This is a genomic window from Erythrobacter westpacificensis, from assembly GCF_039542285.1.
Classification (GTDB): Bacteria; Pseudomonadota; Alphaproteobacteria; order Sphingomonadales; family Sphingomonadaceae; genus Alteraurantiacibacter; species Alteraurantiacibacter westpacificensis.
This window is the reverse complement of record NZ_BAABHV010000021.1, coordinates 248,815-262,149: the sequence shown is the minus strand read 5'-3', so window position 1 is coordinate 262,149 and position 13,335 is coordinate 248,815. Positions and strand designations below refer to the sequence as shown.

The 13,335-nt window shown below is 65.2% G+C and carries 16 protein-coding genes; 3 read left to right on the top strand and 13 right to left on the bottom strand.

Going from position 1 to position 13,335, the window contains the following annotated elements; all coding sequences use genetic code 11:
* Positions 1-74: 74 nt before the first annotated feature.
* The 5 genes from ABFX23_RS14135 to hisG all read right to left on the bottom strand — a co-directional run bounded on the left by ABFX23_RS14135 (position 75) and on the right by hisG (position 5,675).
* Positions 75-2,228: a sodium-translocating pyrophosphatase gene (locus ABFX23_RS14135; RefSeq protein WP_346033643.1), complete on the bottom strand. Its 2,154-nt coding sequence runs from the start codon at positions 2,226-2,228 to the stop codon at positions 75-77.
* A 107-nt stretch (positions 2,229-2,335) separates the two neighbouring features.
* On the bottom strand, positions 2,336-3,229 hold the full coding sequence (gene thiL, locus ABFX23_RS14130; protein WP_346033642.1) for a thiamine-phosphate kinase: 894 nt from the start codon (positions 3,227-3,229) through the stop codon (positions 2,336-2,338).
* A 21-nt stretch (positions 3,230-3,250) separates the two neighbouring features.
* Positions 3,251-3,703 carry a transcription antitermination factor NusB gene (nusB, locus tag ABFX23_RS14125; RefSeq protein WP_346033641.1) on the bottom strand — a complete coding sequence of 151 codons (453 nt, stop codon included), beginning with the start codon at positions 3,701-3,703 and terminating at the stop codon, positions 3,251-3,253.
* A complete protein-coding gene (hisD, locus tag ABFX23_RS14120; RefSeq protein WP_346033640.1) occupies positions 3,703-4,995 on the bottom strand; it encodes a histidinol dehydrogenase in 1,293 nt (430 codons plus the stop codon). Before hisD ends, nusB begins: the two co-directional genes overlap by 1 nt.
* The gene (gene hisG / locus ABFX23_RS14115; RefSeq protein WP_346033639.1) at positions 4,995-5,675 is read right to left on the bottom strand and encodes an ATP phosphoribosyltransferase; all 681 of its coding nucleotides are present in this window, start codon (positions 5,673-5,675) and stop codon (positions 4,995-4,997) included. The genes hisD and hisG overlap by 1 nt, the downstream gene beginning before the upstream one ends.
* Positions 5,676-5,717: 42 nt before the next feature.
* Between hisG and ABFX23_RS14110 the strand changes: the two genes are divergently transcribed.
* Positions 5,718-6,797, top strand: a complete 1,080-nt coding sequence (locus ABFX23_RS14110; RefSeq protein WP_346033638.1) for a DUF2332 domain-containing protein — start codon at positions 5,718-5,720, stop codon at positions 6,795-6,797.
* Here ABFX23_RS14110 and ABFX23_RS14105 read toward each other — a convergent pair.
* Both ABFX23_RS14105 and ABFX23_RS14100 read right to left on the bottom strand, forming a co-directional pair.
* Complete coding sequence (locus tag ABFX23_RS14105) at positions 6,794-7,693, bottom strand: alpha/beta fold hydrolase (protein ID WP_346033637.1); 900 nt, start codon at positions 7,691-7,693, stop codon at positions 6,794-6,796. The genes ABFX23_RS14110 and ABFX23_RS14105 overlap by 4 nt on opposite strands.
* 2 nt (positions 7,694-7,695) lie before the next feature.
* Positions 7,696-8,196, bottom strand: a complete 501-nt coding sequence (locus tag ABFX23_RS14100; protein WP_346033636.1) for an FKBP-type peptidyl-prolyl cis-trans isomerase — start codon at positions 8,194-8,196, stop codon at positions 7,696-7,698.
* A gap of 149 nt (positions 8,197-8,345) precedes the next feature.
* Between ABFX23_RS14100 and ABFX23_RS14095 the strand changes: the two genes are divergently transcribed.
* Positions 8,346-8,720 carry a DUF4168 domain-containing protein gene (locus tag ABFX23_RS14095; RefSeq protein ID WP_346033635.1) on the top strand — a complete coding sequence of 125 codons (375 nt, stop codon included), beginning with the start codon at positions 8,346-8,348 and terminating at the stop codon, positions 8,718-8,720.
* Positions 8,721-8,735: 15 nt separating this feature from the next.
* On the opposite strand, the gene ABFX23_RS14090 is transcribed toward ABFX23_RS14095, so the two are convergent.
* The 3 genes from ABFX23_RS14090 to ABFX23_RS14080 are packed head-to-tail and all read right to left on the bottom strand — an operon-like array spanning position 8,736 to position 10,636.
* Complete coding sequence (locus ABFX23_RS14090; RefSeq protein WP_346033634.1) at positions 8,736-9,638, bottom strand: pirin family protein; 903 nt, start codon at positions 9,636-9,638, stop codon at positions 8,736-8,738.
* Positions 9,639-9,653: 15 nt separating this feature from the next.
* Entirely contained in the window at positions 9,654-10,361 is a 708-nt protein-coding gene (locus ABFX23_RS14085) for a glutathione S-transferase (protein WP_346033633.1), read from the bottom strand.
* Positions 10,358-10,636, bottom strand: a complete 279-nt coding sequence (locus ABFX23_RS14080; protein WP_346033632.1) for a BolA family protein — start codon at positions 10,634-10,636, stop codon at positions 10,358-10,360. Before ABFX23_RS14080 ends, ABFX23_RS14085 begins: the two co-directional genes overlap by 4 nt.
* 54 nt (positions 10,637-10,690) lie before the next feature.
* On the opposite strand from ABFX23_RS14080, the gene ABFX23_RS14075 reads away from it, so the two are divergent.
* The gene (locus tag ABFX23_RS14075) at positions 10,691-11,281 is read left to right on the top strand and encodes a J domain-containing protein (RefSeq protein ID WP_346033631.1); all 591 of its coding nucleotides are present in this window, start codon (positions 10,691-10,693) and stop codon (positions 11,279-11,281) included.
* Here ABFX23_RS14075 and ABFX23_RS14070 read toward each other — a convergent pair.
* The 3 genes from ABFX23_RS14070 to ABFX23_RS14060 form a co-directional block, all read right to left on the bottom strand.
* Complete coding sequence (locus ABFX23_RS14070; RefSeq protein ID WP_346033630.1) at positions 11,278-12,138, bottom strand: oxygenase MpaB family protein; 861 nt, start codon at positions 12,136-12,138, stop codon at positions 11,278-11,280. The two genes, ABFX23_RS14075 and ABFX23_RS14070, sit on opposite strands and share 4 nt — an antisense overlap.
* A gap of 40 nt (positions 12,139-12,178) precedes the next feature.
* The gene (locus tag ABFX23_RS14065; protein ID WP_346033629.1) at positions 12,179-12,781 is read right to left on the bottom strand and encodes a glutathione S-transferase family protein; all 603 of its coding nucleotides are present in this window, start codon (positions 12,779-12,781) and stop codon (positions 12,179-12,181) included.
* Positions 12,782-12,855: 74 nt separating this feature from the next.
* Positions 12,856-13,212 carry a DUF1428 domain-containing protein gene (locus tag ABFX23_RS14060; protein WP_346033628.1) on the bottom strand — a complete coding sequence of 119 codons (357 nt, stop codon included), beginning with the start codon at positions 13,210-13,212 and terminating at the stop codon, positions 12,856-12,858.
* Positions 13,213-13,335: the final 123 nt, after the last annotated feature.

Genomic DNA, 13,335 nt, shown 5'->3' with positions numbered 1-13,335 from the left:
AGGTAAAGAAAACCCTGCCCGGCGCGAACCGGGCAGGGTTTCCGTTAACCCCTTCGGGCAGACTGGGGAGGGGCTTACGCCCCTCCGGCCAGTGCGGCGAGCAGCAGCAGCGCCACGATGTTGGTGATCTTGATCATCGGGTTCACGGCCGGACCCGCGGTATCCTTGTAGGGATCGCCCACGGTATCGCCGGTCACGGCAGCCTTGTGGGCTTCGGAGCCCTTGCCGCCGTGGTTGCCGTCCTCGATGTACTTTTTCGCGTTGTCCCACGCACCGCCACCGGCAGTCATGGAAAGCGCGACGAACAGGCCGCCCACGATCACGCCCAGCAGCAGCGCGCCGAGAGCGGCAAAGCCGTTCTCCTCGCCCGCCACGAAAGTGATGACGAAGTAGACCACGATGGGGGCCAGCACCGGCAGCAGCGAGGGCACGATCATTTCCTTGATCGCGGCCTTGGTGACGAGGTCCACCGTGCGGGCATAGTTCGGGCGGCTGGTGCCGGCCATGATGCCCTTGTCCGCGGCGAACTGCTCGCGCACGTCCTTCACCACGTCACCCGCTGCGCGGCCCACGGCAGTCATGCCCATGGCCCCGAACAGGTAGGGCAGCAGAGCGCCCAGCAGCAGGCCGACGATCACGTATGGATTTTCCAGACTGAAATCGACGTCCGCGTCCGGGAAGAACTCGGCAAGGTCGGTGGTGTAGGCGGCGAACAGCACCAGTGCGGCCAGACCGGCAGAGCCGATGGCATAGCCCTTGGTCACGGCCTTGGTGGTGTTGCCCACGGCATCGAGCAGGTCGGTCTTCTCGCGCACGGAATCGTCCAGACCCGCCATTTCGGCGATGCCGCCCGCGTTGTCCGTCACCGGACCGTAGGCGTCCAGCGCCACGACCATGCCGGCCAGCGCCAGCATCGAGGTTGCCGCATAGGCAATGCCCATGAGACCCGCCAGCTGATAGGTGGCGATGATCGCGGTGACGATCGCCAGCGTGGGCAGGGCGGTCGATTCAAGGCTGATGGCGAGGCCCTGGATCACGTTGGTGCCGTGGCCCGTTTCCGAGCTTTTGGCGATCGAGCGGACCGGACGGAAATTCGTGCCGGTGTAGTACTCGGTGATCCAGATGATTATGCCGGTCAGCAGCAGGCCGATCACCGAACAGATGAACAGGTCCATGCCGGTGAAGGGCGCGAGCGAGGCCGTGCCTTCCTCCGCCAGCGGAGCGCCGGGATCGACCGCGCCGAGGTTCTCGCCCCCGATGGATGCGCCCATGTCGCCCAGGGCCATCTGCATGACGACGTAGATCAGCGGCACGGCCAGCACGGCGGTGACGAGGAAGCCCTTGTACATCGCGGCCATCACGTTCGTGCCGCCGCCAAGGCGGACGAAGTAGGTGCCGATGATGCTGGTGACGATGCAGGCACCGCCGATCAGCAGCGGCAGGGCCATCAGCGGCAGCAGCAGGTCTCCGGCGGCGGTCAGCAGCAGCGCGGTGAGCACCATGGTTGCGCCAACGGTCACGACGTAGGTCTCGAACAGGTCGGCAGCCATGCCGGCGCAGTCGCCCACGTTGTCACCCACGTTGTCCGCGATCACGGCGGGGTTGCGGGGATCATCTTCCGGAATACCGGCTTCCACCTTGCCGACAAGGTCTGCGCCCACGTCTGCGGCCTTGGTGAAGATACCGCCGCCAAGACGCGCGAAGATGGAGATGAGCGAGGCACCGAAGGCCAGTGCCACCAGCGCGTCCACCACGGTGCGGCTGTTGGCTGCAAGTTGCATCGGGCCGACCAGCACGTAGAAGAACACGGCAATAGCCAGCAGGGCGAGGCCCGCCACCAGCATGCCGGTGATCGCGCCGGCGCGGAAGGCCAGCGTCAGGCCCTGTTGCAGCCCCTTGCTGGCAGCCTGCGCGGTGCGCACGTTCGATTTCACCGAGATATTCATCCCGATGTATCCGGCAACGCCCGAAAGCACGGCCCCGATCACGAAGCCCACGGCGGAGATCGGGCCGAGGAACACGCCGACAAGCACGGCGACGACCACGCCGACGATGCCGATGGTGGTGTACTGGCGGTTGAGATAAGCCTTGGCACCTTCCTGGATGGCACCGGCGATTTCCTGCATTTTCTCGTTACCGGCATCGGCCCCGAGAACCTGGCGACTGGTGATGAAGCCGTAGACGACGGCCAGCAGTCCCAGGACAATAGCGATGATGATTAGGTCCATGACCTGCTATTCCCCTCTTCCCATTATGAAAGCGGCCCGGTTCTGCCGGGTCCGCCTAGGGGCATAGGGCTAACACAATGCCGGGCTTTCACAAGCGTGAAAGAACGTTATCCACTTGGGGGCGGTGCAGCCTGTTCGTGGGTGTAGCCGAGGCCCTCGCGGTTGGTCACAGGCTCTCCATCCACGAACAGCGGTGCGAAGCCGCGCGGCTCCACCGTGCCGATGCGGGTGGCTTGCACCGGGGGCTTGGTCCCTTCGGGCAGGGTGAACAGCAGTTCGTAATCGTCGCCCCAGGTGAGGCATTCCATCATGCGCTCAGGTTCTGCCACGGGGCAGGCAGACATATCGATGGCAATGCTCAACGCGCTTGCCTCAGCCAAGCGGAACGCGTCGAGCAGCAGGCCGTCCGACACGTCCATCATCGCGCTGACATGCGGGGCGAGCGCTTCCCCTTCAGCCACGCGGGCCAGCGGACGAGTGTAGGCGGCAGGGTCTGCTTCGGTGCCGTCGCGCATCGCCTCGAAACCCAGCATCGCTTCGCCCAGCGTGCCGGTGACGTAGAGGCCGTGGCCCACTTGCGCGCCTGCGCGGCTGGGCACGGGGGTATGGGTGGCACGACCGATGGCGGTGAGGCCCAGCGTGCGCATGCCGTTGCCGCGCACGGTATCGCCGCCGAGGATGCCCACGCCGTAGTGCGTCAACACATCATCCAGGCCGGCAAGGAAAGCTTCGTCCCCGTCGCCAAGAGTGTGACTCAGCAGCACGCCTACAGGCGATGCGCCCATGGCGGCAAGGTCGGACAGGTTGGTGGCAACCAGCTTCCACGCTACGTCGGCCATGTCCTGCGTCGACAGGAAATGGACCCCCTCGACCATCGTATCGTGGGTAAGCACCAGCGTCTCACCGCCAATTTCGAGAACGGCAGCGTCATCCTCCAGCCCGCGCGCCCCGGCGTGGAGAGGAAGGCGGCGCAGGGCGGCGATGAAATCGGTCTCGTTCACGCCGTTACCCCCCGTCGTGGCTCAGGAACGCACGTCCTTCGCCACGGCATCGAGCACGCCGTTCACGAATTTCGCCTCACGCTCGTCGAAGAAGGCATGGGCAACGTCCACATATTCGCTGATCGCGGTGCCAACTGGCACGTCCTGCCGGGCCATCAGTTCGTAGGTGCCGCAGCGCAGGATCTGAAGCATGGTCTTGTCGAGCCGCGCCAGCGTCCACCCCTCGGCCAGCTTTGCCGTCAATGCCGCGTCGATCTCCTCGTCGCGGGCGATCACGCCCGATACGATGTCATCGAAGAAATCGACTTCGGCTTCCTCGTACTGCTCCTCCTCGATTTCCTTGCCGAGGCGGTGCTGGTGGAATTCGTCCAGCAGGCGGGCCGTCGGCGTCTTTTCCATGTGGCGCTGGTAGAGCGCCTGCACGGCGGCGAGGCGCGACGCTGAGCGGGCGCGTGAGCGGGCGGGGGTGTTCATTACAATCTGACCTTTACGCTGGCGGCATGGGCAGGCAGGCCTTCGATCTCGGCCAGTGCCACGGCGGCGGGCCCGATTTCGCCCAGCGCCTTTTCGTCCAGCGAGATGAAGCTGGTGCGTTTCATGAAATCGAGCACCGACAGCCCGCTGGAAAAGCGTGCGCGGCGACCCGTGGGAAGAACGTGGTTCGGCCCGGCGACGTAATCGCCGATGGCCTCGGGCGTGTGACGGCCGAGGAAGACGCTGCCTGCGTGGCGAATGCGGTCGAAGATGGCCTCGGGATCGTCGGTGGCGATCTGCACGTGTTCTGCGGCAAGGCGGTCTGCCAGTGCGGGCGCATCGTCCAGCAGGCTGTCCACCACGATCACGACGCCGTGGTTCTCCCAGCTCTGCCGGGCCACGTCCCTGGTGTCGAGCTGCGCCAGCAGCACGTCCACCGCGTCTTCCACGGCGGCGGCGTAGCCTTCGCTGTCGGCGATGAGGATGGACTGGCTGGAGGGATCGTGTTCGGCCTGGCTCAGCAGGTCGGCGGCGATCCAGTCGGGGTCGTTCTTGTCGTCGGAGATCACCAGGATTTCGCTGGGGCCTGCCACCATGTCGATGCCGACCACGCCGTAAAGCTGGCGCTTGGCTTCGGCGACCCAGGCGTTGCCTGGGCCGGTGATGACGTCGACCGGCTGGATGCGCTGCGTGCCATAGGCGAGGGCGGCAACGGCCTGCGCGCCGCCGACGCGCCACACCTCGTCCACGCCGCAGATGTGCGCGGCGGCCAGCACCAGGTCGTTCATCTCCCCGCGCGGGGTGGGCGTGGTGACGACGAGGCGTTCGACGCCCGCGACCTTGGCCGGGATGGCGTTCATCAGCAGGCTGGAGGGATAGGCGGCGCGGCCACCCGGAACGTAGAGGCCGGCAGCCTCGACAGCACTCCACCGCGCGCCGAGGCGCACATTCGTCTCGTCGCGATAGTCGCGGTCCTTGGGGAGTTGCCCCTCGTGGTAGGCGCGGATGCGCTCTGCCGCCATCACGAGCGCCTTGCGCACGTCCGGCATCAGCATGTCGAAGGCGGCCTTGCACTGGTCCTTGCCGATGCGCCAGCTGGCGAGGTCAGCGGTCAGCGCGTGCTTGTCGTAACGCATGGTCAGGTCGACCAGCGCCTCGTCGCCCTTCTGGCGCACCTGCTGGATGATGCTGCGCACATCGGTGGCAACATTCTCGTCGCTTTCGCGCCGATCGTTCACGATCCGGGCAAATTGCGTTTCGAAATCTTCGGCCTTGGCATCGAGGCGGCGCATCAGGCTGCCTTCCTTTCGGCGCCCGCGCGAAAACGCTCCACCAGCGCGGCAACGCGCGGGTCTGTCTTCATCGCGGCGCGGTTGACGATCAGCCTGGCGCTGACCTGCATGATGGTGTCTTTCTCAACCAGGCCGTTGGACTTGAGCGTGCCGCCGGTGGAAACGAGGTCCACGATCCGGCCCGCGAGGCCCGTGGAGGGGGCCAGTTCCATCGCGCCGTTCAGCTTGATGCACTCGGCCTGGATGCCCTTCGCCTCGAAATAGCGGCTGGTGATATTGGGATACTTGGTCGCAACGCGCAGGTGGCTGGCATTGCCGTACTTGTATTCGACGGGTTCCTTCGGCTCGGCCACGGAAAGGCGGCAGGCGCCGATGCCGAGGTCGACGGGTGCGTAGAGTTCGGAATAGTCGAACTCCTCGATCACGTCGGACCCCACGATGCCCACCTGCGCCGCGCCGAAGGCCACGAAAGTCGCCACGTCGAATGCGCGCACGCGCAGGATGCGCATGGTGCCCGTCTCGTCTGCGAAACTGAGCGAGCGATCCATCTTGTCGTGAAAGGCGCTTTCCGGCACGACGCCGGCATCGGCCATCACGGGCAGGGCTTCATCGAGGATGCGGCCCTTGGGCACGGCAAAGATCAGCGGCCCATAGCGGTTTTCGTCGGAACTGTCGGTCATCGCCGCGCGATTTAGGGGCACGAGGCAAAAAGGGCAATGCGAATGGCGAGTGAAAGCGAAACCGGCAACGTCATGGAGATCGCCAGCGTGGCAGAAGCGATCGAGTGGCAGGCGCAACACATGGAGCGTGCCGGCTCTCCAAACAATGCGCGCATATTGCGTTCCTTGCTGGCGGTGATGGAAACGCAGACCGCCACCGGGCGCCGCATCGCCAACTGGCAGGGGCTGACGCTGGAAGATGCCATGCCGCTGCGGGTGGCGGGCGGGTTTCACTACCTGCTGCTGACGGGCGAGGAAGAGCGGCTGGCCGATGTCTACCGCGGCGCGATCACCGATCAGGGGCAAGTGGATGACCTTATCGTGGAGATCGTCCAGCGGCACGATCACACCCTGCTGCCGTGGCTCGACGGCCCGCCGCAGACCAACGAGGCCGGGCGCAGCGCCAGCGTGATGGCTGGGCTTTTGTGGCTGTCGGGCAAGCTCGGCCCGAAATTCGAGTTGACCGAGATCGGCGCGAGCGCGGGCGTGAACACCATGATGGCGCGCTATTTCTACAACCTTGGCGGCGTGAAGGTCGGGCCAAGCCTGTCCTCGATCACGATCGCGCCCGAGTGGCGCGGCGATCCGCCGCCCGCGAACCCGGTCGAGATCGTCGGGATCAAGGGCTGCGACATCAAGCCGATCGACCTGACCGACGAGCGGCAGGCGATCCGGCTGAAAAGCTATATCTGGCCCGAGGCTATGGAGCGCCTCGCCCGGATGGATGCCGCCATCGCGATGGCCGAACGCGCCGCACCCGACCTCGTGCAGATGGATGCCGGCGACTTCGTGGAAGAACGCCTAGCCGCGCCGCAGGAGGTAGGCGTCACCCGCGTGCTGTTCCACACCGTAATGTGGCAATACATGCCTCAGGTGACGCGTGAGCGAATTACCGCTGCGATGGAGGCTGCGGGCGAGCGGGCAACGGCGGGAAAACCGCTGGCCTGGATCAAGGTCGAGACAAACCGCGCCACCTTCAAGCACGAGTTACGCGTCCGATACTGGCCCGGCGGTTCCGAGGAAGTGAAACTGGCCGAGGCACACCCGCACGGCGCATGGGTGGAGTGGCAAGGGGAGGGTTAGTTTGTCCGCTCGAGGAACCCGTCCATCGCCGCACTGACGGCGTCGGGCGCTTCCCAGGGCACGAAATGGCCGACGCCTGCGATTTTTTCGAGGGTAAGGTCCGACACCACCTCGTCCAGTCCGTTGATATTGGCCGGGAGTAGCGCTTCGTCCCCCGTGCCCCAGACGACCAGCGTGGGTATCGCGATCTTCGGCAGCGGCGGCGGCGCATATTCAGGCGGCAGGCCGAAGGGATCGTCCATCGACGGCACGGAGATGCCGCTGGCGCGATACCAGTTGAGCATGGCGAAGCTGGTTTGCGGATCGCGCCATTGCTGCATCAGCAAGGGCAGTTCGTCGGGATCGTATTGCGGGCGATCGTTCCACGTCAGCGCGGTATGCAACAGACCGGCAAGGCCGTGTTCGGCGATCATAGCGTCGTGCGCCGGATCGCGGAAGGTGCGCATGTACTGGCTGGCCTCGCGCTGGTCCGGATCGGTCAGCAGCAGGCGCTGGAAGATGACCGGGTGCGGGGCATTGGCAATTACCGCGCGGGTAACGGCGCCGGTCGACTGTCCGAACGCGGCAACAAGCCAAGCCAGCGCGCCGCCCCAGTCGTGGCCGACGATCGTGAAAGTCTCGACCTCCAGCACCTTGGCAAGGCCGAAAATGTCCTGCACCAGCGCCATCGTCTCGTAATGCTCGGCCCCTTTGGGCTTTGACGAATTGCCGTAGCCGCGCTGGTCGGGCGCGATGCAGCGGTAGCGGCCATTCAGGTGCGCGATCTGGTTGCGCCAGGTGCGGTGGTTTTCCGGAAAACCGTGCAGGAACATCAGCGCAGGCGCATCGCGCGGGCCGGTGTCCCAAACGTCCAGTTCGATGCCGGTGGGCAGCTTCACGCGGGTGAGATCGCTCACGATCACACGCCCTTGCTGGGGATGCCGAGCAATTCGATGGTGAACAGCAGCGTCGCGCCGCCGGGGATCGGCCCGCGACCCTGCAGGCCGTAGGCGGACGTGGCGGGAATGGCGATCTCAACCGTGTCGCCCACGCCCATGTAGGGGATGGCGACCTGCCAGCCGCGGATCAGGCCGGAGAGCGGAAAGGTTGCCGGTTCGCCGCGCTCCACCGAGCTGTCGAACACTTCGCCATCGATGAAGCTGCCGGTGTAGTGGATGGTGATCTGGTCGCGCACGGTCGGGGCAGGGCCGCTGCCGTCGCCCTCGATGCGGCGGAACTTGATGCCGCCTTCCAGCGTCGCCCAGCCATCCGCGCGGGTGCGCGAATGCAGCGCGGCCTGCTGTTCATTGTGCCATTCGATCGTGGCGGGCGCACCCGGTTCGGGCTGCGGCGGCGCGTCCTGCGCGATGGCGGGGGCGGAGAGGAAGAGGGCGGCGAGAAACAGGGGAATCTTGTGCATGACCCTGCCTTAATCACTTTCGGTCGCAGTGCGAAGTCGAATTGCGGATCGCGGCACGGCCCAACCTGAAGGTGCCACGGTCCGCCCATCTCGAATTGCGTGGGAGTTCACGCAATTTAGGCCCGACGCCACGCAAACGGAGATTATTTATGCGTTTTATTTGCTTGAGCCTTGCCGCAATTGCCCTGGCCGCGCCGGTCGGAGTGGCAGCGCAGGACAGTGCCGATACGGCCCCGTCCGCCACCCAGGCACCGCAGCAGGCGCTCCCCTCTTCGGCGGACATCTCGGATGAGGAAGTCTCGCAGTTCGCTCTTGCTGCCCTGATCGTGCAGCAGATTGCCGCCGACGAGGCTATCCCGCAGGAAGAGAAGCAGGCGACGGTCCAGCAGGCAGTGGAGCAGATCGGCGTCGCCCCGCAGCGTTATAACACGCTTGCCCGCGCAACGCAGAACGATCCGGCCCTGGCAGAGAGGGTAAACCTTGCCGCCAATGCGCACATCGAAGTGGCGCAATCCAGCCAGTAAGGCTGATCGCGCCCGTCAGGGATAGCTGACGGTCTTGGGCTGGCCGTTGGGCAGGGGGATCCATTCCGCCTCGTCGCCCGGCACCTTGGCAAAGCGCCCTTCGCGCCAGTCTTCCTTCGCCTGGTTGATGCGGTCCCTGTCTGAGCTGACGAAGTTCCACCACACATGGCGCTTCGTGGCGAAGGCTTCGCCGCCCAGCAGCATCACGCGCCCGCCACTGCGGCTGGCGAGCGTCATGGCAACGCCGGGTTTTAGGACGACGAGGTCATAAAGCTGCAAGGGCACACCATCGATGGTGGCATCGCCGCCCACCAGCATAACCGCGCGCTCGTCCGCCTCGGCGTCGATGGGGATGGAGCTGCCCCCTTGCAGTAATATCTCGGCGTAGATCGTTTCGGCATGACAGGTGGTGGGCGCGCGTTCGCCCCAGAGTTGGCCCATGATGACCTGCGCGCGCGCGCCGTCGGCGTCGATCCACGGCAGGTCTCTGATTGCCTCGAAAGCCGGGTCGATCTCTTCCTTGCCATCGGGCAGGGCCAGCCACGTCTGCATGCCGTAGAGGCTCGGCCCCTTGGCGCGCTCGACTTGCGGGCTGCGCTCCGAATGGACGATGCCGCTGCCCGCCGTCATCAGGTTCACCGTGCCCGGGTGGATGGTGGAGAAAGTGCCGATGGAATCGCGGTGGTCGATCGCGCCGTCGAACAGCCAGGTGACGGTGGCGAGGTTGATGTGCGGGTGCGGGCGCACGTCCATGCCGCTGCCAAGGTCAAGCTGGGCAGGACCGAACTGGTCCACGAAGACGAAGGGGCCGACCATGCGGCATTCCTTCGACGGCACGGCGCGCCGGACGGTAAAGTCGCCAAGGTCGTGGCTGACGGGGGTGACGGTCTTGAGGATGTTGTCCGATGCGGTGCTCATGGTGGGAAGACGCTCCTACTGCTCGTCCAGTTCCTCGTAATGGCGGAAGATGCCGTCCTCGTTGAACTCCATGCGCCGCTCGCTGGCGAGGTAATCGGCCAGCGGCTCGATCTCCGGCACAGCGCCCTGCAACCCTTCCAGGTTGGCCCAGGTGCCTTGCATTTCCTTCATGTAGTTCGGGAACATGTAATCCAGCCCCTCCATGATCTGGAACAGGCTGGTGTCGACGTGGGTGGGCTGCTGCCCCAGCATGAACGGCCCGCCGTTGGCGGCAAGCGCGTTGTCGAAATGGATGAGGTATTTGGGGATGCGCTGGCCGCGGAAATAGCCGGCTTTCTCGAAAGCGGCTTCCATCTGGTCGGCGTAGTAGAGCTCGCTGGCGACGGGGTGGTGGACGGAGTGAATCTCTTCCACGAAATCGGCGATGTCGAGTTGCAACTGGAACAGCCCGAGATCGACTTCCATCTCGCCCGAGCCAAGCCCTTCCTTGTCGGAGAGGTATTGCAGGATCAGCGCGGTCTGGCCGATCACCACCTCGTCATCGACGATATAGGGTGGGGCGAAAGGGCGGATGCCTTCCAACGAATGCATGTGTTCCACCAGCGCATCGGCGTTCTGCTCTCGCGCCATGTCGGTGTATTCGAGCTGGAACGCTTCGCAGAACAGGCGCACGAATTCGCCGCGGCCGGGGATATGCGGCCAGTACCACAGTTCGATGCTCATGCAGCCTCTCCGGGGGCGTAGCACTTCATTGCAAAGGCATGGACGCGCTCGCCCGGAATATCGCCCAGCGCGCCCAGCACCATGCGCTGGCGGGCTAGGCGGTTCTTGCCTTCGAAGTGGGGGCTTTCGACGATCACGGTGAAGTGCGATTCGCCGCTGCCATCGTCTCCGGCATGGCCATAGTGCTTCGCGCTATCGTTGATGACTTCCAGCCGCGTGGGGGCAAGGGCGCCGCGCAGCAGCGTTTCGATTTCTTGTGCAACAGGTCCGCTCATGCGCCCCAATTGGGGGTTCCAATCGCGCGGTGCAATCCCGATCAAGGGGCGTTCATGCGTAACCAGCGATTCCACGGCCGCTACGAGAGCGAGGGAAGGGTGTGCGAGCACCCCACCTGCCGCGAACCGGGCGAATTCCGCGCACCGGGCACACGCGGCAACTCTTTCGACGGGCCGGGCGAATGGCGCTGGTTCTGCCTGGAGCACGTGCGCGAATTCAACGCGGGCTACGACTGGTTCGAGGGCATGAATGCCGATGAAATCTACGCAGCGCAGGCGCCCGGTGCCGGGTGGAACAGCGAGAGCCCGGCATTCAGGCCGACGGCGGGGATGGACGGGATGCCGCGCTGGGCGGATTTCCACGATCCGCTGGACGCGATCGGCGCGCGCGCGGCTGACATTCGCAAGGCGGCGCAGGGGCGCACCTATGCCGAGCACAGCCGCTTCACCCCGAAAGAGCGCGAGGCGCTGAACGTGATGGGGCTCGGCCCGAAAGCCGACCGGCCGGAACTGCGGCGGCGCTATTCGGAACTGGTGCGGCGCTATCACCCCGATCGCAACGGCGGGGACCGGGCCTACGAGTACCGCCTGCAACGCGTGGTGGAAGCCTACCAGCTTCTCCGCCGCGCCGATGCGTTCGCCTAGGGCGAACCGCCGGGCTTCTGCCGGAAGGCCCAGCGCAGGGTGCCGCCCAAAGCGTTTGTCACGAGCTTTGACGGCGTGGCCTGCCAGCCGGGGCGCTCCAGCGCCAGCATGGTGCGGGCGAAGGGCGGGACAAGGTCCACCGCCGCGTTCGCCAGGAATGGCTGCACCGCGCCTGTCGCGCCCTCGATCCGCTTGTTGACGATCAACTGCGCCACCTCGCGCGCTTCGGGCGATGTGCGCAGGTCGCCGCGCATCTCGCGGAAGATCGCCTGCGCCTCCGCCTTCGTTTCGGGCACCGGGTCTGCACCAAGGCGGCGGGCGATGAGGGCGAACTGGCGGAAATATTCGTCCTGCTCAGCCAGCGGCATGTCCGGGCGCACGTGGGTGAGCCAGGCCTCGAGGAACATCAGCGATTCGGTGACGTGGACCCAGGCCAACGTGCGAGGATTGGTGGCGGAGTAAGGCGTTCCGTCGGGCAGTGTGCCTTGCACCTTTGCGTGAATGGTGTTCACCCGCGCAATCGCCGCAAGGGCATCGTCGCGGTGGCCATAGGTGGTGACAGCGATGAAACGCGCGGTGCGGCGCAGACGGCCATGCATGTCGGCGCGGAAGTTGGAGAAATCCAGTACGCCACGCAGGGCATGGGGGTGGAGCATCTGCAACAGCAGAGCGGCCATGCCGCCCACCATCATGCTGACCACGTCGGCGTGCACCATGCGGATTGGCGTGTCCTTCTCGAACAACGCCTCGTCCGAAGGCGGCACCGGGGTTTCGCCCCTTGCCGTATCGTTGAAAGCCGCGCGCACGCTTTCAACCAGCTTGAGCCGGGCAAACTCGATAGGATCGGGCCTCGCCATGCTTGCAATGTGGGTCAGGGTGCAACGAAATGCGAGGGGCTTAGCCGCCCGGACTGCCCAGCGTTGCCTTGTATGCATCGCGGGCCTGCAGTCGCGACTGATAGGCGCGGAAGGAGGGCCGGTCCGTCAGGCTGCCGAAACGAAGGCCCCAGTCGACCTGGCTGCCGACATAGACATCGGCCATGGTGAACCGGTCGCCGCAAGTGAAATCGTTGTTCTGGAACCACGTGTCCAGCGCATCCACCACGCGGTCGAAGCTGCCGAAGCCGGATGTCATCTGCTGCTTGGCGTCCTTGGGTTCCCACCCCATCGCGCGGTTGGTGATGGCGGCTTCCATCGGTCCAGCGGCGAAGAACAGCCAGCGGAAATAGGCGGCCTTTTCCTCGTCGCGCGGGAGCAGGCCGGGCGCTTCCATTTCGGCAAGGTAGTGGCAAATCGCAGCGCATTCGCTCACCACCTTGTCGCCGGTTTCGTGGTGATGGACGACGGTCGGGACCTTGCCCATCGGGTTCGCCTCGAACAGGGCGGCGGGCTTGTCCTCCCACTCCACCAGGGCGAGTTCCGGCTCCACCCCCGCTTCGGCAAAGGCCCATTGCACTATCAGCGCACGGCTCAGCGGGTTGAAGAAAAGTGTGTAGCCCATCGGTCCCTCCATCCCGGCGAATCGGGCAAGAACATTAGGCGAACACAAGCGATCCCGTCAATCGCGGGCCCGGTTCAATCTCGACCCATCGTGAACAGCGGAGAAAAGCCGCCCCAGATCATGCGCATCCCGTCGAACGGCATTTCCATGTCCTGCGACCAGAACTCGTCGTCCTGCATCCTCTGGTGCGCGGCATCGCAGGTCTGCTTGTCGGGCCAGATCATCCACGAGAACACGATCCGCTCCCCGTCCTCGGCCTGGGTAGCCTTGCGGAAATCGGTGAGCTTGCCGTCGCTCACGTCCTCCTCCCACGCCTCCATGATTTCGGTGACGCCGTATTCGGCGAACTTCTCCGCAGCGCGCGCGGCAAGGTCGCGGTAGGCGTCCTTGTTGCCTTCGGGCACGGCGATCAGGAAACCCTGCACGTACATCGGCCATTCTCCTTCCCCGGAAAGGCATCACGCTCTGCCTTTTGCGTGAAACCGTCAAGACAGCGTGTGCGGACCTTGGGCCGTATCGCCGCACATCTGTGTTGCAGGCAGGTGGCCACCCGT